This window comes from Raineyella sp. W15-4, assembly GCF_033170155.1.
Classification (GTDB): domain Bacteria; phylum Actinomycetota; class Actinomycetes; order Propionibacteriales; family Propionibacteriaceae; genus Raineyella.
In genome coordinates this window covers 2,836,111-2,854,640 of record NZ_CP137079.1, presented here as the reverse complement: position 1 = coordinate 2,854,640, position 18,530 = coordinate 2,836,111, and the positions used below count along the sequence as shown (strand labels likewise).

At 69.7% G+C, this 18,530-nt stretch carries 22 protein-coding genes, 1 tRNA gene and 2 CRISPR repeat arrays (1 of these 25 running past the window's edge); of the genes, 12 read left to right on the top strand and 11 right to left on the bottom strand.

Annotated features, from left to right (window positions below):
• Positions 1 to 63: 63 nt before the first annotated feature.
• The 9 genes from trxA to R0145_RS13335 all read right to left on the bottom strand — a co-directional run bounded on the left by trxA (position 64) and on the right by R0145_RS13335 (position 7,230).
• Entirely contained in the window at positions 64 to 423 is a 360-nt protein-coding gene (gene trxA, locus R0145_RS13375) for a thioredoxin (protein WP_317837361.1), read from the bottom strand.
• A gap of 281 nt (positions 424 to 704) precedes the next feature.
• Positions 705 to 1,493 carry a class I SAM-dependent methyltransferase gene (locus R0145_RS13370; protein ID WP_317837360.1) on the bottom strand — a complete coding sequence of 263 codons (789 nt, stop codon included), beginning with the start codon at positions 1,491 to 1,493 and terminating at the stop codon, positions 705 to 707.
• 60 nt (positions 1,494 to 1,553) lie between these two features.
• Positions 1,554 to 2,648 (bottom strand): hypothetical protein, encoded by a 1,095-nt coding sequence (locus tag R0145_RS13365; protein ID WP_317837359.1) that lies wholly within the window; start codon positions 2,646 to 2,648, stop codon positions 1,554 to 1,556.
• A gap of 7 nt (positions 2,649 to 2,655) precedes the next feature.
• Positions 2,656 to 3,375: a metal-dependent transcriptional regulator gene (locus R0145_RS13360; protein WP_317837358.1), complete on the bottom strand. Its 720-nt coding sequence runs from the start codon at positions 3,373 to 3,375 to the stop codon at positions 2,656 to 2,658.
• A gap of 2 nt (positions 3,376 to 3,377) precedes the next feature.
• Complete coding sequence (locus R0145_RS13355; RefSeq protein WP_317837357.1) at positions 3,378 to 4,325, bottom strand: SIS domain-containing protein; 948 nt, start codon at positions 4,323 to 4,325, stop codon at positions 3,378 to 3,380.
• A 109-nt stretch (positions 4,326 to 4,434) separates the two neighbouring features.
• Positions 4,435 to 5,097 carry an SAF domain-containing protein gene (locus R0145_RS13350; RefSeq protein WP_317837356.1) on the bottom strand — a complete coding sequence of 221 codons (663 nt, stop codon included), beginning with the start codon at positions 5,095 to 5,097 and terminating at the stop codon, positions 4,435 to 4,437.
• 49 nt (positions 5,098 to 5,146) lie between these two features.
• Positions 5,147 to 6,034: a polyphosphate kinase 2 gene (gene ppk2, locus R0145_RS13345; protein WP_317837355.1), complete on the bottom strand. Its 888-nt coding sequence runs from the start codon at positions 6,032 to 6,034 to the stop codon at positions 5,147 to 5,149.
• A gap of 64 nt (positions 6,035 to 6,098) precedes the next feature.
• On the bottom strand, positions 6,099 to 6,422 hold the full coding sequence (locus R0145_RS13340) for an FmdB family zinc ribbon protein (protein WP_317837354.1): 324 nt from the start codon (positions 6,420 to 6,422) through the stop codon (positions 6,099 to 6,101).
• 124 nt (positions 6,423 to 6,546) lie between these two features.
• The gene (locus R0145_RS13335; protein ID WP_317837353.1) at positions 6,547 to 7,230 is read right to left on the bottom strand and encodes a 5-formyltetrahydrofolate cyclo-ligase; all 684 of its coding nucleotides are present in this window, start codon (positions 7,228 to 7,230) and stop codon (positions 6,547 to 6,549) included.
• A 17-nt stretch (positions 7,231 to 7,247) separates the two neighbouring features.
• Here R0145_RS13335 and glp point away from each other — a divergent pair, with 17 nt between their 5' ends.
• The 6 genes from glp to R0145_RS13305 all read left to right on the top strand — a co-directional run bounded on the left by glp (position 7,248) and on the right by R0145_RS13305 (position 11,395).
• Positions 7,248 to 8,570: a gephyrin-like molybdotransferase Glp gene (gene glp / locus R0145_RS13330; RefSeq protein ID WP_317837352.1), complete on the top strand. Its 1,323-nt coding sequence runs from the start codon at positions 7,248 to 7,250 to the stop codon at positions 8,568 to 8,570.
• Positions 8,571 to 8,576: 6 nt separating this feature from the next.
• Positions 8,577 to 9,059 carry a cyclic pyranopterin monophosphate synthase MoaC gene (gene moaC / locus R0145_RS13325; protein WP_317837351.1) on the top strand — a complete coding sequence of 161 codons (483 nt, stop codon included), beginning with the start codon at positions 8,577 to 8,579 and terminating at the stop codon, positions 9,057 to 9,059.
• Positions 9,056 to 9,547: a molybdenum cofactor biosynthesis protein B gene (locus R0145_RS13320; RefSeq protein ID WP_317837350.1), complete on the top strand. Its 492-nt coding sequence runs from the start codon at positions 9,056 to 9,058 to the stop codon at positions 9,545 to 9,547. Before moaC ends, R0145_RS13320 begins: the two co-directional genes overlap by 4 nt.
• The gene (locus tag R0145_RS13315) at positions 9,544 to 10,242 is read left to right on the top strand and encodes a GNAT family protein (RefSeq protein WP_317837349.1); all 699 of its coding nucleotides are present in this window, start codon (positions 9,544 to 9,546) and stop codon (positions 10,240 to 10,242) included. The genes R0145_RS13320 and R0145_RS13315 overlap by 4 nt, the downstream gene beginning before the upstream one ends.
• 25 nt (positions 10,243 to 10,267) lie before the next feature.
• Entirely contained in the window at positions 10,268 to 11,245 is a 978-nt protein-coding gene (locus R0145_RS13310) for a hypothetical protein (protein WP_317837347.1), read from the top strand.
• Positions 11,246 to 11,322: 77 nt separating this feature from the next.
• A tRNA-Ala gene (locus R0145_RS13305) sits at positions 11,323 to 11,395 on the top strand.
• A 71-nt stretch (positions 11,396 to 11,466) separates the two neighbouring features.
• On the opposite strand, the gene R0145_RS13300 is transcribed toward R0145_RS13305, so the two are convergent.
• The gene (locus R0145_RS13300) at positions 11,467 to 12,147 is read right to left on the bottom strand and encodes a M24 family metallopeptidase (protein ID WP_317837346.1); all 681 of its coding nucleotides are present in this window, start codon (positions 12,145 to 12,147) and stop codon (positions 11,467 to 11,469) included.
• A 42-nt stretch (positions 12,148 to 12,189) separates the two neighbouring features.
• Between R0145_RS13300 and R0145_RS13295 the strand changes: the two genes are divergently transcribed.
• A complete protein-coding gene (locus R0145_RS13295; RefSeq protein WP_317837345.1) occupies positions 12,190 to 12,486 on the top strand; it encodes a helix-turn-helix transcriptional regulator in 297 nt (98 codons plus the stop codon).
• Between the two features lie 100 nt (positions 12,487 to 12,586).
• Here R0145_RS13295 and R0145_RS13290 read toward each other — a convergent pair whose 3' ends face one another.
• Positions 12,587 to 13,627: a YhcG family protein gene (locus tag R0145_RS13290; RefSeq protein WP_317837344.1), complete on the bottom strand. Its 1,041-nt coding sequence runs from the start codon at positions 13,625 to 13,627 to the stop codon at positions 12,587 to 12,589.
• A gap of 206 nt (positions 13,628 to 13,833) precedes the next feature.
• On the opposite strand from R0145_RS13290, the gene R0145_RS13285 reads away from it, so the two are divergent.
• From R0145_RS13285 to R0145_RS13270, 5 genes are all read left to right on the top strand, one after another.
• Positions 13,834 to 14,961, top strand: coding sequence for a S1C family serine protease (locus R0145_RS13285; RefSeq protein WP_317837343.1), 1,128 nt, complete (start codon positions 13,834 to 13,836; stop codon positions 14,959 to 14,961).
• Positions 14,962 to 14,989: 28 nt separating this feature from the next.
• The gene (locus R0145_RS18470) at positions 14,990 to 15,406 is read left to right on the top strand and encodes an AAA family ATPase (protein ID WP_411742048.1); all 417 of its coding nucleotides are present in this window, start codon (positions 14,990 to 14,992) and stop codon (positions 15,404 to 15,406) included.
• Entirely contained in the window at positions 15,397 to 15,618 is a 222-nt protein-coding gene (locus tag R0145_RS13280; RefSeq protein WP_411742047.1) for a DUF4143 domain-containing protein, read from the top strand. The genes R0145_RS18470 and R0145_RS13280 overlap by 10 nt, the downstream gene beginning before the upstream one ends.
• Before the next feature lie 253 nt (positions 15,619 to 15,871).
• Positions 15,872 to 16,692: direct repeats of the CRISPR family, unit length 28 nt; unit sequence GGCGTACCCCTGCGTGCGCAGGGCTGAC.
• 64 nt (positions 16,693 to 16,756) lie between these two features.
• The gene (locus R0145_RS13275) at positions 16,757 to 17,047 is read left to right on the top strand and encodes a transposase (protein ID WP_317837341.1); all 291 of its coding nucleotides are present in this window, start codon (positions 16,757 to 16,759) and stop codon (positions 17,045 to 17,047) included.
• Complete coding sequence (locus R0145_RS13270; protein ID WP_317837340.1) at positions 17,044 to 17,928, top strand: IS3 family transposase; 885 nt, start codon at positions 17,044 to 17,046, stop codon at positions 17,926 to 17,928. Before R0145_RS13275 ends, R0145_RS13270 begins: the two co-directional genes overlap by 4 nt.
• 69 nt (positions 17,929 to 17,997) lie before the next feature.
• Positions 17,998 to 18,530: a CRISPR direct-repeat array (repeat unit 28 nt; unit sequence GGCGTACCCCTGCGTGCGCAGGGCTGAC); it runs 4,704 nt beyond the window's last position.

Sequence of the window (18,530 nt, the reverse complement as noted above, 5' to 3'; positions counted from 1 at the left end):
GCCCGCGCACCTCTCGGTGCGCGGGCCCTTTCGTGACGCTGCTCCGGGAAAGATCCCCGAGGCTCAGGCCATCGGCTTGGCCTGAGCCTTGACCTCCTCCATGTCCAGCTCCTTGATCTGGGAGATCAGGGACTTCAGCGAGGAGCCGTTCATGGCGCCCGCCTGGTTGAACAGCAGGATCCCCTGGCGGAAGGCCATCAGGGTCGGGATGGCGGTGATCTGGAAGTTCATCGCCAGCTCCTGCTCGGCCTCGGTGTCGACCTTGCCGAAGACGATCTCGGTGTTCTCCTCCGAGACCTTCTCGTACACCGGGGCGAAGCGCTTGCACGGGCCACACCAGTCGGCCCAGAAGTCGACGAGGACGATCTCGTTCTCGTCGACCGTCGTCATGAAGTCGTCGGTGGTCAGGTTCGTGGTGGCCATGGGTGTCTCTCGTTTCCTTCGGCGGTCGCGCGTGGGCACGGCTGTGGTGTCGGCAGCTGCGCCGTACGGGAGTGCAACGGCAGGGGCGCCCCCGGTATTCCCGCCACTTCGTAGGAGTGCCATCGCGTCATTGTCGGCGTGCTGACGGGCGGGAACGGGTCCAGAGTAGTCGGATCCCGGCTGCCGACGAACCACGACGCGTACGCCGCGGCGCTCGTCGGGGTGCTGCGTTTGTCGGGGTGCTGCGGCTGTCGGGGTGATACGCGGTCGGACGCTCGGTGTCACTTGATGCCGACGAAGCGGCGCATCGGCACGGTGATGCGTACCGGGCGGTGGCCCGCGGTCTCAGTCAGGGTGTCGATGGCGCGACCGATCCGGGCGGCGGCGACACCGGGAAGGTAGAGCGCCTCCAGTAGGCGTTCCGCGTCCTCACGGGTGTGCACCGTGTACGTGTACCGCTCCTTGGCGTCCTCCACCTTGCGGATGCCGTGGGCGGCGAACAGCGAGGGCAGACCCGGCTGGGCCCGGCCGGAGGGGAAGTGCGGCGTGGAGTGCAGGATCGACAGCAGCTTCGAGACGATCGGGATGTCGTGCGGCTGCACCGACTGCCACGACGGCGACATGATGGCGACCACGCCGCCGGGCGCCAGCACCCGCTCGACCTCGCGGGCGAGGACCGGCATCGGGCGGACGACGGCGAACCCGAGACTGCTGACCACGGCCTGCATGCTGCCGTCGCGTAGCGGCAGTCGGCGGGCGTCGGCGCGGAGGAAGACCCCGTCCGGGGACCGACGCTGCGCCTCGGCCAGTTCGTGGGCGGACATGTCGACGCCGATGACCGTACGTCCCGGGCGGGCCAGCTCCCGGCCCACGCCGCCGGTCCCGCAGGCCAGGTCGAGGACCGTGGTCGACGACTCGGAGATCGCCCGGGCCAGCCAGCTGTACGGGCTGCGGCCACCGGACTCGATCCGCTGCAGCAGCTCCTCGATCGCTCCGACGTGCTCGCGGTGGAACTGGCTCAGATAGCGGTGCCAGTCGACCCCATCGGCGCGCCGCGAGAAGACACTCATACGGCCCACTCTGCCACGCCGGGACGGCGCCGGGCCTCGGGGGCGGGCGGCGGCATCATGTCAGTCGCCGCGTCCGGCCGGTACGACCGGCGCGTCGAACACCGCGATCACGTCCGCACCGATGTCCTCGATCACCTGGCCGGGACCGATCGGGCGGTCGGCCACCGCGGAGACCAGAGCGGACAGTCCGGGCAGTGCCTCGTCCGGGACGGCGACGCGCGGGGCGGTGGGCGCCAGCAGCGGGTTGCCGCCGTCGGGCCACTGCTGGGTGAGCTTGTCCCAGGTGTGCAGCCAGGCCTCGGAGATCTCGGCGACCGACGGAACGCCGAAGAAGTGCCCGACCGGGGCGTGGTGGCGCAGCGCGACGATCCGGGAGTCCTGGTAGATCTTCGCCAGCCGCACCCGGGCATCGAGGTGGCGCCGGTGCGCCAGACCCGGGCGCACCGCGAAACGGCACGGGGCCGGGCAGGTCTCCCCGACGTCGGGCCGTTCGCCCGCCTCGACGGTGGCGTGGTTCATGGCGCAGACCGCCAGCGCGTCGCCGAGCCGGGAGTGGAACCGGTCGAGGTAGGCGGTGTAGCCGGCCACGTCGCCGTCGCAGGCGTTCAGGGAGCGCTTCGCCGTCGCCCGCTGGGCCGAGTTGTGCGGGCAGGCGGGGTCGTCGGTGCCCCACAGCCCGTCGGTGGAACCGCGCATCCGGGCCGGGTCACCGGCGTGGCCGAGGGTGCCCTCCCAGGCGAGATGACCGAGGTACTCGCCGATCAGATGGGCGGTGACGACGACCTGGAGTGATTCCTGTCGGGCCGAGCGGAGCTGGACCACCTCGAGCATCAACTCGTAGAGGGGGACCAGCGACCCGAGCGCGCCCCGGTTCGTCTCCCGCGGGGTCAGCGGGAAGCGGGCGGCGGCCAGCGACGCGGCCCACGGCTGGTGGAATCCCGCCGCGATCGGGCCGAAGTCCTCGGCGTCGAGATCCAGCACCCGCTTCGCAGCGGTCGCCAGCTGCCCGGCCCGCTCGAGCCGGCCCCGGTCGTCGCCCGGCTGGGGTGCGCCGGCCCGGACGGCGAGCATCGAAGCGGCGGCGTCGTACCAGTGGTGTCCGACCAGGGCGATGACGGCTTCGGGCAGCCGCAGCGGATGGGTGGTGGCGGTCATCACCCGATCACGCGGCCCCGCGCGGTGAGACGAAGACGAACGATGCCGCGTCGCGGGCGAGTTCGCAGCCGGGGGTGCCGTCCGGGACCAGTGCGACGCCGCCGTTGGCCGGGAACACCCGCACCGCGGTGCCGGGGGCGACGCCGGCCTCGTGCAGCGTCTGGAGCACCTGGGGGTCGGTCTGCAACTGCTCGCTGAACCGTACGACGACGGCCTGGATGGCGCCGTTCGGGACGCCGGCGGGCCGCCGACCCAGCAGGTCGATCAGGTTCACCGCAGCGGAGTCCTCGTGGCTCTCCTCGCCGGTGACGCCCAGTTCGTCGAGCCCGGGGATGGGGTTGCCGTACGGTGAATCGACCGGAGTGTGCAGGATCGTGACGAGCTTGCGCTCCACCTCATCGGAGATGACGTGTTCCCAGCGGCAGGCCTCGTCGTGGACCAGCTCCCAGTCCAGGCCGATCACGTCGGAGAGCAGGCGTTCGGCCAGGCGGTGCTTGCGCATCACCCGCATCGCCCGCTCGTGGCCGGCCGGGGTCAGCTCGAGGTGGCGGTCGTTGCGGACGGTCAACAGCCCGTCGCGTTCCATTCGGGCCACGGTCTGGGAGACCGTCGGGCCACTCTGGTGCAGACGCTCGGCGATCCGCGCACGCATGGGGACGATCCCCTCCTCGCCCAATTCGAAGATGGTCCGCAGGTACATCTCCGTGGTGTCGATGAGGTCGCTCACGGCTACATCCTAGGCGGTCGCTCCAGCCGGTCCCTGTGTGCGGCCATGGCGGCGGCGAGGACCGGGTCGACCAGCCCGGCCGGCAGCTTGCGCAGGTAGCGGGGACGGTCGGGGTTGAGGCCGAGCTTCATCGCCCGGCCCAGCGCGAGGCGCTGGGTGACGACCAGCTCGGCCTGCGGGTCCCGACTGGACTCGACCAGGGTCGCACCGGTGTCCAGGATCTGTTCATCCAGTCCCTCCGGCGCCGGGCCGAACACCCAGACCAGGCGGCCGGACTGGGCGACGGTGATCGGTCCCCGGCGGTACTCCAGCATCGGGTAGGCCTCGGCCCAACTGGCCGAGCTCTCCCGGAACTTGAGCGCGGCCTCCAGGGCCAGCCCGATGGTCCAGCCGGTGCCCAGGTAGGTGACCTGCTCGGCGGCGACGTGGCGCTCGTCGAGCTTCTCCCGGAGCGCCTCCCGGGCCTGGTCGATCACCGGGGCCATGTCCTGGCCCAGCCAGGCCCGGTGCAGGGCCAGGACACTGGTGGCGAACCGGGTCTGTGCGTAGCCGGCCTCGTCCGCGAACGGCAGGGCGATGCGGGTGTCGCACAGCGAGCCGATGGTGGAGTCCTCGGCGCCGACGAAGGCCAGGGTCGGCACCCGGCCGTGCAACTCGTGCAGCAGGGCGACCACGTCGACGGTGTCCCCGGAGCGGGACAGCACGACGACCCGGTCGAAGCTCCGCCGGGCGGGGAACTCGCTCGCCACGAAGGAGTCGCTCTGCCCCTGGCCGGCGTCCTCCCGCAGCCAGGCGATCGATTGGGCGATGTTCCAGGCGGTGCCACAGCCGACGTACGCGACCCGCTCACCGGGGCGGGGCAGCGCCTCGGCCACTGCCGGCACCAGCTGGACGGCCTCTGCCCAGCAATCGGGCTGCGAGGCGATCTCGTCGGCCACGTAGAAACTCATCGCACCTCCCGGTCCGGGCTCCGACCTCCGTTGTCGTCTGACCTCACCCTACGGGCAGCCCGGGCCGGGGGAGAGGGTTACCGGGATCGGAGTCCGGGCGGGTCGTCGGTCAGGGCGAGCCGGGCAGCACCACGCTGAGCCGGGCGGTGGCCGCCGCCCGGGTCACCTCCACCGCCTCGGCGGCGGTGACGTCGAGCAGCACCAGCACGTCCTGGCTCGAGCCGCCCGACAACGGCCCGCTGTCATCGGTCGTGGGCATGGCGGCCACCCGTGCCCGGGACGCCACCCGGCGGACGTCCCCGGTGCCGGCGTCGGTCGCCATCACCTCGATGGTGTCCCCCACCCGCAGCACCTGCACGATCCCGGCGTCGGCGAGGCGGGCCGGCACCGCGACCCGTCCGGGGGACATCCCGGACAGGCCGGGGCCGACCAGTGCTGCCTCGGTGAGGATCGACCCGGCGGCGAGCGGGCCGGCCGGCGTACGTCCCACGGCCAGGTCGAGCGAGACGACGGCACCGCGGGGCACCAGGTCCGGCGGCACCGACCGCCTCACCAGTTGATTCCGGGTGAGCTGCCGGCCCCCGGCGACGTCACCGACCACCGTGACCACGTCCGTCCCGCCGGCCTCCGGCGCGGAGAGGACCCGGAGCGCCCCGAGCACGGCGACGAAGGTCAGCCCCGCCGCGAGCGCGCGCCGGTGCCAGGACACGAAGCGGCGTACGGTGCGGATCCAGGACACCAGGGAGGCAGAACCCTCGGCAGTTTTCGGCATGCCGGGGTGTGGGACGTCCGCACCGGGGATCGGCGGTTGTCCACAGGGGTCAGTCGCCGACCGCCTCTCGGCCCCGGCGGACGATGTTCGGATCCGGCGGGAACACCACATCGGTGTCCTTGCCGGCGTAGTCGAACTGGTTGAGGAAGAACCGGATCGCGTTGATCCGGGCGCGCTTCTTGTCGTTGGACTTGATCGTGGTCCACGGCGCCCAGTCGGTGTCGGTGCGCAGGAAGGTCTGCTCCTTCGCCACCGTGTAGTCCTCCCACTTGTCCAGCGAGGCGATGTCCATCGGGGAGAGCTTCCACTGCCGGACCGGGTCGAGCTGGCGGATGGCGAACCGGGTGCGCTGCTCGTGCTGGGTCACCGAGAACCAGAACTTGGTCAGCGAGGTGCCGGACTGGATCAGCATCTGCTCCATCAACGGAGCCTGCTCCATGAAGGTCTCGTACTCCTCGGGTGTGCAGAACCCCATCACCCGCTCGACGTTGGCCCGGTTGTACCAGGACCGGTCGAACATCACGATCTCCCCGGTGGTGGGGAAGTGACGGACGTAGCGCTGGAAGTACCACTGGCCGAGTTCGCGGTCGGAGGGCTTGGCCAGGGCGACCACCCGCGCGTACCGCGGGTTGAGGTGCTCCTGGAAGCGCTTGATGGTACCGCCCTTGCCGGCGGCGTCCCGGCCCTCGAAGACGACGATGTGCTTGAGGTTGTTGTCCTGGGTCCAGTACTGGAACTTCAACAGCTCGATCTGGAGGAGGTACTTCTCGACGTCGTACTCCTCACGGGTCATCCGGGTGTCGTACGGATAGTCCTCGCGCCAGGTCTCGACCGCCGAACCGCCGGGGTCGATCAGGTCAGGGTCCGACCCCTGGTCGTCGCGGACGGTGTAGCCCTGGGCATGCAGGGTATCGATGAACTCCCTGATGTTCTGCATGGCACCAGCGTAGGGGTACGGCCGCCTTGTCCAGGTGTCCGTGCCGGACCCGCGCCGGGGTGTGTCAGTCGGTCGCGGCGGAGGCGCCCACGGTGGCCGGCGCAGCCGGGCCGGACCCGTTGCCGGCCGAGGACGTCTCGGTGCTCGACCCGGTGCCGGCCGAGGACTCGGCGGCGGAGGACGACCCGGCGGGGATCGAGGCGCTGGAGCCGCTGCGGCTGTCGGTCTTGTAGAAGCCGGACCCCTTGAACACGACCCCCACGGCGTTGAACACCTTGCGCAGCGTGCCCTCGCACTCGGGGCAGACAGTCAGGGCCGGCTCGGTGAAGGACTGGCGGACCTCGAGGTCACGGCCGCAGCTGGTGCAGTGGTACTGGTAACGGGGCATGGGAACATCTCGTTCGGGTGGGAGACGGGGGACGATCCAGAAGGATACTGCCCGGGGTAACGTCATTCTGACCCCGCCGTGTTCCCGGTCGTCCGCACCGGTACTGGCCAGCGGCACAACAGGATCAGCTGCGGTCGAGTTCCGCCTCGCGGACCGCCACACAGTTGACCAGCCCGGACGGGACGATCAGCAGGTCGACCTCCCGGTCCCACGGCTGGACGGGGAGGCTCGGCATCAGCTCGTCCTCGTTGAGGAACAGGCAGGTGACGGCCTCCGGGCCGGCATGCTCCAGCGCCCGGTCGTACCACCCGCCGCCGGTGCCGAGCCGCTCGCCGCGCCGGGTGCCGGCCAGGCCGGGGCAGAGGATCAGGTCGGCCTCAGCCAGGGCGCCCGGGCCGAGAGCAGCGGTGGTGGGCTCCGGGATGTCGCGGATCCCCAGCCGGAGCCGGTCGGTGCCGCGGTAGACCGCCCAGTCCGGGCCGGTGCGCCGGGTGCCGTCGGCGGTGCGGCCGAGCAGCGGCAGCAGCACCCGGGTGTGCCGCTGGTGCAGCCAGTCCACGATGCCGAGGGTGGACGGCTCCGGGTCGACCGACAGATAGGCGGCCACCACCAGGTCGGGCCCCACCGCGTCGCCGAGCAGATCCCGCAGGTGGCCGTACCGGGCGGCGTCGTCGAGTTCCCGTTCGGCCCCGGTCCGCATCCCGCGGCGGGTCACCACCGCGTCCCTCAGGACATCCTTGGCCCGGCCCAGCGCGTCGAGGTCGGCCTCGGTCAGATCATCGGGGGTTGCAGGGGGACGGACAGCCACTCGCTTATCCTACCGGCATGGGACTGTTCCGCCGGAAGAAGCAGACCGAGGACGAGGCGACCGTCGAGCCCGAGCCGAGGCCCGGTCTGCCACGGCGCCCGGAGCCGAATGTCGACGGGCTGCGGCCGGTGGCGGACCACCGCGACTATCTGCTGTCGATGGTCCGTGAGCTGCCGGCCTTCGGGCAGACGCTGCTCGACGCGGCCGGTCTCAGCCTGTGCGAGGAGATCATCGCCGACCTCGACCTGCCCCGGTTCGACAACTCCGCCCTGGACGGCTACGCGGTGCGGGCCGGGGACCTCGACGGGGCTTCCCGTGCCCGTCCGGTCGTCCTGCCGGTCACCCGGTCGGTCACCGCCGGCGATCCGGCCGGCGAGGAACTCGCCCCCGGGACGGTGGTGAAGATCATGACCGGCGCCCCGGTGCCGCCCGGGGCGGACGCGGTGGTGCCGTACGAGCACACCGACCGCGGATCGGAGTCCGCCACCTTCCTGCACGCCCCCGAGGCGGGCGCCAACATCCGCCACGTCGGGGAGGACATCGCCGTCGGAGACCACATCGCCGCGATCGGCGACCGGCTCGGCCCGCGCCAGATCGGCATGCTCGCCGGGATCGGCATCGACCAGGTGCTGGTCCGCCCCCGGCCCCGGGTGGTGGTGATCTCGACCGGCTCGGAGCTCGTCCAGCCAGGCTACGAGCTGGCCGAGGGGCAGATCTACGACTCCAACTCCTTCATGCTCGCGGCGCTGGCCCGCCAGGAGGGCGCCCAGGTGTTCCGGGTCGGCATCGTCAGCGACGACCCCGACGTGGTGGCCCAGTCGATCTCCGACCAGTTGGTCCGGGCCGACCTGATCCTCACCACCGGCGGGGTCAGCGAGGGTGACCGCGACGTGATCAAGGCGGTGATGCCCCGGCTCGGCCCGACCGACTTCTGCCGGGTGGCGATGCAGCCGGGCAAGCCGCAGGGCTTCGCCCTGATCGGCGACGACCACACCCCGGTGATCATGCTGCCGGGCAATCCGGTGAGCGCGTTCGTGTCCTTCGAGGTGTTCGTCCGGCCGGTGCTGCGCAAGATGATGGGCGTCCAGCCGCTGGTGCGTCCGGTCGGCCACGCGCTGACCCGGACGATCATCCGGTCCCCGAAGGGCAAGACCCAGTTCCAGCGTGGACTGGTCACCAGCACCCGCGACGGCCGCCGGCACGTCACCCCGATGGGCGGCGGCGGGTCGCACAAGCTGGGCGATCTGGCCCGGGCCAACGCCCTGGTGATCATCCCGGAGGGGGCCGAGGTGGTGGAGGCCGGCAATCCGGTCGAGATCTTGATGATCGACGATGAGTGAGGCGGCATGACCGAGGACGGGACGGGGCTGACCCACCTCGACGAGCGGGGCGCCGCGCGGATGGTCGACATCTCCGGCAAGCCGGTGACCACCCGCACCGCGACCGCCCGCGGCCTGGTCCGGCTCGGCCCGGCCGCGGTGGCCGCGCTGCGCGACGACACCCTGCCCAAGGGGGATGCCCTGGCGGTGGCCCGGGTCGCCGCGATCCAGGCGGCCAAGCACACCGCAGACCTGATCCCGCTGTGCCATCCACTGCCGTTGAGCGCGGTGAGGGTCGACCTGGAGGTGGCCGACGAGGGGGTCCGGATCGAGGTCTCGGTCCGGACCACGTCCCGCACCGGGGTGGAGATGGAGGCGCTGGCCGCGGTCAGCGTGGCGGCGCTGACCGTGATCGACATGACCAAGGCGGTCGACAAGCACGCCACCATCACCGACGTCCGGGTGGTCGCCAAGGCCGGTGGCCGCAGCGGCGACTGGAGCCTGGGATGAGCCGCCGGGCGGTGGTGATCACCTGTTCGACCCGGGCCGCCGCCGGGACGTACGAGGACCGCTCCGGTCCGGCCGCGGTGTCGGGCCTGCGTGCCCTGGGCCTGGAGTGCGCCGACCCGGTCGTGGTGCCGGACGGTCCGGCGGTCGGGGTGGCGTTGCGCGCGGCCCTCGCCGGGGAACCCGCGGTGGTGGTGACCACCGGGGGCACCGGGCTGGCCCCGGGCGACACCACCCCGGAACAGACCGCCCTACTGCTGGACCGCCAGCTGCCCGCCCTGGCCTCCGCCGTCGTCGCCCGTGGGGTCGGCAACGGGGTGCCCACCGCGGTCCTTAGCCGCGGGGTGGCCGGCCTGGCGGGCCGTACGTTGGTGGTCAACCTGCCCGGGTCGCCCGGTGGCGTCGCCGACGGGATGTCAGTGCTCGGCGACGTGCTCCTCCACGCCCTGGACCAGATCCGCGGCGGCGACCACCCGAGGGACGACGGGTGAGCACGCTCGGCGGCCCCGGCTGGCCGGTGTCGCTGCGTCGGGGGCGGGTTGCTCTGCGTCCGATCCGGCGGCGGGACGCCCGCGCGTGGACCGAGATCCATGACCGCAACGACGCCTGGTTGCGGCCGTGGGAGGCGACCGTCCCGCCGCGCAGCGAGACCCAGGCCCCGGGTACCTTCGCCGAGATGACGCGCGACCTGCTCCGGCAGGCCAGACAGGGGCGTACGTTGCCGTGGATCGTCTGGTACGACCCGGTCGACGAGGGGGACCCGCGCGGGCCGGGCGTGCTGGCCGGGCAGCTCACCGTCTCCGGCATCATCCGGGGATCCGCGCAGTGGGCGCAGCTGGGCTACTGGGTCGACGAGCGCTGGGCCGGGCGCGGGATCATCCCGCTCGCGGTGGCGATGGCCACCGACTTCTGCCTCGGCCCGCTGGGCCTGCACCGGATGGAGATCGTGATCCGCCCGGAGAACATCAACAGTCGCCGGGTGGTGGAGAAGCTCGGTTTCCGCGGCGAGGGGCTCCGCCCGGGATACCTGCACATCGACGGTGCGTGGCGTGACCATCTGGTGTACGCCCTGAACGCCGACGAGGTCGGTGCCGGTGGGCTGGTCGGCCGGCTGGTCGCCTCCGGCCGGATCGTCGGGCTGGTCGACGACTCTCCCGACACTCCGCCGCGGGTCACGGGCCGGTAACGGCTCAGCCCGTACGGTTCGGGGTGTGGGACTGACGGGAGTGATCATCGCTGTGGTGGCCGTGGCGTGGCTGGCCTTCGGCGTGCCGCAGTTCCTGTCCGTCCCGCGGCCGGTCGACGAGGAGGTGCGCGATCCGGCCGAACAGATCGGCGGTGCGGTCCGCATCCTCCGCTCCCGTGACGGCGCTGCCGGGTCGGCCGCCGGCAGGTCGGGTCCCGGCGGCGTCTCCGCCCAGGCCGGATCACCGGCGGACGCTGCGGGATGGGTCGCGGGACCGGCGTCGGTGCCGCTGGTGGGTGCTGACGGTGAACAGTTCGCTCGCGCCGAGATCTCCACCCGGTTCACCCGCCGCGCCGAGCTGAGCCGGCTGCGCCAGATCGAGGTCGCCGCCGTCCGGATCCGCCGCCGGGCGCTGTTCGGGGTGGCGCTGGTCGACCTGCTCGTCGTCCTCGGCTGCCTGTTCCTCGGCTGGCCCTGGGGGTGGTACATCGGGGCCGGGGCGCTGGCGGTGGTCGGCTTCGTCGCGCTGCGGGTGAGCGTGGTGCTGGTGGACCGGGAACTCGACCGCCGGATCACCGCGCTGCGGGACGGCAACCAGGAACGGACCCTGGCCATCAGCCGTGAGGAGCTGCGCGTCGCCGGACAGGCCGAGGAACCTGGTTCGGATGCGTCGCGTACGTCGCGGGAGGTGGTGTCGGTGCGCCAGCCGTTGTTCGACGACCTGCCCGGTCGTGATGTCGCGCCCTCGCTGTGGGAGCCGCTGCCGGTGACCGCTCCGACGTACGTCCAGCGGCCGATCACCCCGCGCAGCGTACGGACGATCGACCTGTCCAGCCCCGACCTCAACGCGGCGATGGACCGGGCCCAGGGCGACGTGCCGGTGACCGCCGACGGGCAGAGCCCGGCCCGGGAGGATGCGGGTGTCCGAGGCGCCGGCGCAAGGCCGCAGCGGGGCGCCGATCAGGCCTCCCGGCGGCCCAAGCTGCGCGCCGTCGGCGAGTGATCCGCCGGTTTGGGGAGTCGCCGCGGGGATGCTAGAGTTCAACTCCTGTCGGGGCACTTCGGTGCCCGGCACGGCAAGGGGCATTGGCGCAGTTGGTAGCGCGTCTCGTTCGCAATGAGAAGGTCAGGGGTTCGAATCCCCTATGCTCCACTCCAAGCACAGGGCCCCGAAATCCTTGTTGACAACCCGTCAGCAAGGATTTCGGGCCCCGATCGTGTTCGCTATGTGACGGTGTGGTTGCGCCTGGCGGGCGTCGACTGCATCGCGCGAGCCCTCAGCTTGCACTCGGGAGCGTGAGGATCTCCGTCCCGGTGTCGGTGATCGCGATGGTGTGTTCGGTGTGCGCCGATTCCGTGGCCGCCGAACTCGGTGTTGATGAGGTACCCCGCACCGAAGAGGACTTCTTCGATCGCGTGCGGCAGGTCGCCGAGCCGCGCCCCCGGACCGGCAATGGTGATCGCAGCAGCCAGTGCCTGCTCGGTGGCGGCGATCATCGCCAGGTCCTGCGGGGTGCGCGTGTCCCCGGCGATGAAGCTGATCGCAGCCTCCGCCGCGATGCCGTCCTTGACGACCGCGAGATCCAGCCTCAGGAGGTCACCGTCGGCAAGCCGATAGTCGGAGGGCATGCCGTGCAGGACGGTATCGTTCACGGACGTGCAGATGTAGTGCCCGAACGGGCCGCGGTCGAACGAAGGGGCGTAGTCGACGTAGCAGGAGAGTGCCCCTGCGTCGCGGATCATCGCCCCGGTCCACCGATCTAGCTCGAGCAGGTTCGTGCCGACCCGGCAGCGCGCCTTGAGGGTGTGCAGGATGTCACCGACGAGGCGCCCGGTAACCCTCGCCCGGGTGAGCTTGCTGTGGCTCAGAATCTCGATCGTGTGTGCGGACCCTCCGAGGACCAATAACTACCCCGGTAGTCTTATACCGGGATAGTTATTGGTGCCATGGTCAGACTCCCACTCACCCCCGAGGAAGCTCTGCGCGGCGAACGCTTGGGCGCGCTGCTGCGCCGCGCCAGGGGAGGTCGTTCCATGCTTGACGTGGCCCTGGATGCCGGCGTCTCGCCCGAGACCCTGCGAAAGATCGAGTCGGGCCGGGTGGCAACGCCGTCATTCCCCGCGGTGGCAGCGATCGCCACCGCGCTCGGGCTCTCCCTCGACGACATCTGGTCTGAGATCGCTACGCCCCACGAGGATGCCCAGGTGCCGCGGTCGTCGGACGGGCTTCTGGCGTCCAGGTAGTCGCCGCGCCTCGTGCGGGTGCCCCCGGGTGTGTCGACTGGCCTTCCTAGATCGGTTGGAGGGGAGCGGCGCGAACGGCAGGAGCACGCCGACGCAGCGCTTAGTGCTCGCCGCTGAGTTCGCGTTCGATCTGCTCGACCGTGGGCAGGGCGGTGTGCAAGGGCTCAGGTAGGGATTCGACGAGCTGGTATTCGGCGATGCCGAGTGGCTTGGTGTTGTCTTCCAGCGCATACTCGGCGACGACCTGATTCTTGCTCTTGCACAGCAGCAGACCAATGGTCTTGCCATCGGTAGCCGGGTCGCGGAGCTGGTGGTCGACGGCGGTCATGTAGAAGCCGAGCTGGCCCAGATGCCCCGGCTTGAACTTCTCGGCCTTCAGCTCGATGACCACGTAGCGGTGGAGCTTCGCCTGGTAGAAGAGCAGATCGATCCAGAAGTCTTCGCCGCCGACCTCCAGGTGCATTTGGCGGCCCATGAACGCGAACCCGGCCCCGAGTTCGAGGAGGAATTCAGTGACATGATCGACGAGCGCGTCCTCGATCGCGCGCTCCTCGGCTTCTTCACCAAGGCCGAGAAAGTCCAGTCGGTACGGGTCCTTCAACGACTCATGGGCAAGCTCGGAGTCTGGCGCTGGGATGGTGAGGTCGAAGTTCGTCACGGCTTGACCTTGACGCTCGATGGTGCGACGTTCGATCTGGATCGTCAGGACGTTGCGTGACCAGCCGTACCGGGCGGCGGCCGCGGCGTAGGCGAAGCGTTCTTCAGTGGCCTTTAGCTTGCTGAGCAGGACGAGATTGTGGCCCCACGGCAATTTCCCAACAGCCTGTTGGGAAATTGCTTCCTCGGGCCAGGCTTCGGCGAACGCCCGCATGTAGTCGAGGTTCGTCCGGGAGAAGCCCTTCATGGCGGGGAACGCGGTCCGCAGGTCGTGCGAGAGGCGTTCGGTGATCTTCCGGCCCCAGCCCTGCTGCTCCTGACGATCGAGGATGTCGTGCCCGATCTGCCAGTAGAGCCGAAGCATCTCCGTGTTGACCGCGAGCGCTGCGCGTTGCTGGGCGGCGTAGACGCGCCCCTTTAGGCCGGCGAGCCATTCGGCGTAGCCCTCGGGTGGGTCGACGAGTCCGGGAGGCTTCTCGATCATGGCTGCATCCTGTCAGAGAGGTCTGACAGGACTGGGTGGGGTCATTCAACTGCGCCTCCGTGATCTCCGCGCGACAGCGCATTCGTTGACGACGTCGTAGCTCACGTGGGTCGTGCGCCCCTCGGCACGAGAGGATGGGGCCAGCGACCGTGTTCGGCCGAACACATCGCGCTACGTCCGTTATGCGACGAAGGAGCGACAACGCCATGAAGGATTCGGACGCCGTGACCCCGTCGGAGGATGAACCGGCACCCGCGTCGACGCGGTCCCCCGCCGCGTGGTGGCGGCGCCCCGCACTCCTGGCCGCCGCGGCAGCGGTCGGTGTGGCCGTCATCGGCGTCGTGGGCGGGCTCGTCGGGGCAGGCATCTCGTCGTCTGCGGGCGGCGGGAGGTGCAACGCGGTGCAGGTCGCCTCCGGAACGTTGCCGTCCATCGTGACGGTGTACGCATCGGGCGCGCAGGGCAGTGGGAACGGCAGCGGCGCAGTGCTCGATGCCCACGGTCTCATCGTCACGAACGACCACGTCCTGACGCCAGCGCTGCCGCAGGGAAAGATCCAGATCATGCTCACCGACGGCGAACTCCTCGATGCCGAACTCGTCGGACGTGATCCGCAGACCGACCTGGCCGTGCTGCGCGTCCACCGGGACGCCTCCTTGCCCCCGATCGCGTTCTCCCGATCCGAGGATGTCGCGATCGGGCAGCCCGTCGTCGCCCTCGGTGCCCCACTCGGCCTGAGCAATACCGTCACCGCAGGCATCATCAGCGCGCTGGGACGCTCCGTCACCCTGCCGACCGGCGACGGCGGCGCGACGATCATTACGGGGATGGTGCAGACCGACGCTTCAATCAACCCGGGCAACTCCGGAGGTGCCCTGGTGGACTGCCGCGGGCGCCTCGTCGGGATCAACACAGCCATCTCGACCGTACCGGACTCGCAGGGGAGCGGCGGTGGCGGCAGCGTCGGCATCGGCTTCGCGGTGCCGGCCGACACCGTACGAACCATCACCGGCGAACTCGTCGCGAACGGGCGGGTCGACCACCCGTCGTTCGGCATGACGACCACGACCCTGTCGGCCACGGCCGCCCGACAGCTCGGCGTACCCTCGGGCGTCGTTGTCACCGGGACCGTCCCCGGCGGATCAGCCGCCCTCGCGGGGTTGCAGGCGGGTGACCTCATCACGAAGCTGGGCGGACACTCCGCCCCGACGGACACGACGGTCATACAGGTGGCAGTGACCGCCTCCGGCGGAGATCAGGTCGACGTCGAGTTCATCCGGGACAGGCAATCGAAGACCACGACAGTGACCCTGCGCCCGAATCCTGCGCCCTGACGGTCCAGGCGGAGACCCTCCCCCACACGTGCCCGTTGTGCTTGATGCCATCAAAGCCAGGCTGAATCGGTCGAGCCGACCCGGGCAGTTCGTGTTGACGGGATCGGCGCATCACGAGTCACTGCCCCGTGCGGCTCAAGCATTGGCCGGCCGACTGCAGCGACTGCCGATGCTTCCCCTGTCACAGGTCGAGATCGGGCACTCGGGCGGTGATCTCCTCACGGGCCTCTTGAATGAACCCGAGGGGACGATCGCGGCACCGGCCTCGACGACGACTCGGCAGGATTACGTCCAGCCCGCTGTCCGTGGCGGGCTTCCTCTCGGCCTGGCCGAGCGGAGCACCGCGGCGCGCTCACGGTGGATCGACGACTGGGTTCGGCTCACCCTGGAGCGCGACGTTCAGGAGCTCTCCCGGAGACGACGGCCAGACCGAAGGTGCATCTGATCGACTCCGGCGTTGCAGCCAGGCTGCTGCGGCTGACGTCGGACAGACTCGAACGTAAGGTCCCTTCGGTACTCACGCAATTTGGTCACCTCCTGGAGACGTTCGTCGTCGGGGAAGTGGTCACGCAAGCCACCTGGGCCGAGGGTGTTGCCTCGGCAGGACACTGGCGGACCCGCGACGGCACCGAAGTCGACCGGCTCTGGCAACCTTGACGGGTGTGAGGTGCTATGGCGTCCTCGACGGAGAGGTTCAGCAAGCAAGTTTAACAAGATACTTGTACAAGTTGCTATACCGCTCTTTGTGCACACCGCCTTCTTCGCGAAGGAGTCGCGGTAGACGTCCGGTACGCCTACATCCACCACGAAGAAGGCGCCTACCCGGTCACCCTCATGTGCCGATGCCTGGACGCGAGTTCCGCTCCGTAGCAGGGCAGCCCAGCGGTCGTACGCGGAGAGGTCGGGGAAAGGCGTACCCCTGCGTGCGCAGGGCTGACGGAGTACGCACCAGCGAGGAACCCAGCTGACGAGGCGTACCCCTGCGTGCGCAGGGCTGACCCCACAACGGTGTTGAAGACGCCGACGATTCCAGGCGTACCCCTGCGTGCGCAGGGCTGACGCTGACTTGTGTCCGAGCATCGCCTGGATCGCCGGCGTACCCCTGCGTGCGCAGGGCTGACCCACGACCTGCCGGGGTGCTCCGGCGTCCGATCGGCGTACCCCTGCGTGCGCAGGGCTGACTCTGACACCATGGCAGGGGTCTCGCCATCCGACGGCGTACCCCTGCGTGCGCAGGGCTGACGTCGTGATCACCAGCCGCCAGCTGTCGTCCGGCGGCGTACCCCTGCGTGCGCAGGGCTGACTCACCGCCCGGGTTGGTGTGCTCGACCCCGGACGGCGTACCCCTGCGTGCGCAGGGCTGACTGCCAGCCGTTCGCCGCGCCGTCGTGCGCCTTCGGCGTACCCCTGCGTGCGCAGGGCTGACGCTGGAAGATTCGCAGAACAGCTTGGGAAACCGGGCGTACCCCTGCGTGCGCAGGGCTGACGGTCGATCCACTGGGACCGGGTCTCGGCAACCGGGCGTACCCCTGCGTGCGCAGGGCTGACGTTATCGGATTGGATGTTTCTACAGATGAATGGGGCGTACCCCTGCGTGCGCAGGGCTGACTACCTGCGTCGAGCCACCGCCGCTGTCGCCGCCGGCGTACCCCTGCGTGCGCAGGGCTGACCCGAGACGGCCGCTGCACGCGCTGAGATCGCCGGGCGTACCCCTGCGTGCGCAGGGTGGACCGTTTCCGGATTGGTGGACACAGGGAGTTTATCTGCGGGTTCCTGAACGAAAGGGAACCACATCATGGGATCGACCCGGCGACGCTTCACCGATGAGTACAAAGCGAACGCGGTATCCTTGGTCATCAATGATGGCAGAATGAACGCTGATGTTGCTCGCAGTATCGGCGTCCACGAGATGACCTTGGGGAAATGGGTGAAGAAGGCACGCGACGAGGGAAAGCAGCCTGACCGTGAACTGAACGGCGACGAACGAGCCGAGCTCGAGCGCCTTCGCGAGGAGAACAAGCGGCTGCGGATGGAGGCGGAGTTCGCAAAAAAAGTAGCTTCCTGGTTCGCGAAAGACCAGCGGTGATCTTCGCCGCGATCGCGGACTGGGCCGACTCGAGCGCCTACCCCGTCACGTTCATGTGCGATCAACTCGGCGTATCCAGATCGGGCTACTACAAATGGCGCTCAATATCGCCGTCGGAACGCGAGCACGCCGACGCGAAGTTGTCCCGGCTGATCAAGGGCTACTTCGACGCGCTGGCCGGTAACCCGGGCGTGCGCCGGATCCATGCCGAACTCGCCGCCGCTGGTTACTACGTCGGTCGCAGGCGCGTGTGGCGCCTCATGCGTGCCCTCGGTCTGCAGGGACGCCACCCCAGGGTCTGGAAGCGCACCACCGAGCCCGGAGACCGGCCCGTGCCGGCGCCCGACCTGATCGCCCGCGACTTCAGCGCCAAGAAACCGAACCAGAAATGGTGTGGTGATATCACCTACATCAAGACTTGGAACGGCTGGGCCTACCTGGCGACCGTGATCGACCTGCACTCACGCAAGGTTGTTGGCTGGGCGCTCGATACCCACATGCGAACGTCTCTGGTCACCGATGCGCTGAATATGGCAGTCAAGCACCGCAGGCCACCTCGACGCGTGATATTTCACAGCGATCGTGGAACGCAATACACCTCGCAGGATTTCACCGCCTACTGCAAGAAGCACAAGATTCGCCGTTCCCTGGGTCGGACCGGGATCTGCTACGACAACGCCGTATCCGAGTCGTTCTTTGCCAGCTACAAGAAGGAACTGATCCACACTCGCCCCTGGCCGGACCTGCAGTCGTTGAAGAAAGCAACATTCAGCTGGATCGAGGAGTACTACAACCGCACACGCCGCCACTCCGCACTCGAATACTTGACACCAGAAGAATTCGAACTAGGATATAGACACCTCTACGAACTCGCCATCTAAACTCTGTCTACTTTACCGGAAACACTCCAGGGCTGACCACGGGTGGCGGTAGTTGCAGTCGGGGCAGACGGGCGTACCCCTGCGTGCGCAGGGCTGACATGCCCCGGCGGGCAGGCCGCGACGCGCCGGGGGGCGTACCCCTGCGTGCGCAGGGCTGACAGGATGAGGCAGAGGGCGGCGATCGCGGCGACGGGCGTACCCCTGCGTGCGCAGGGCTGACACGACAACTCTTATGGGCGCGCGCCGACTATCGGGCGTACCCCTGCGTGCGCAGGGCTGACGCCGTCGAGGGGCCGGTGGGCCCAGACGGTGCCGGCGTACCCCTGCGTGCGCAGGGCTGACGCCGTCGAGGGGCCGGTGGGCCCAGACGGTGCCGGCGTACCCCTGCGTGCGCAGGGCTGACGTCTACCGCTATGACCCTGCCGAGATCGATGCAGGCGTACCCCTGCGTGCGCAGGGCTGACCCATGCCCGCATCCACCCCCGAAGTGCCGCCGCGGCGTACCCCTGCGTGCGCAGGGCTGACTCCACGACGCGCTGAGCCCATCCAGCGCCGTTGGGCGTACCCCTGCGTGCGCAGGGCTGACCATAACATCGCCAGGA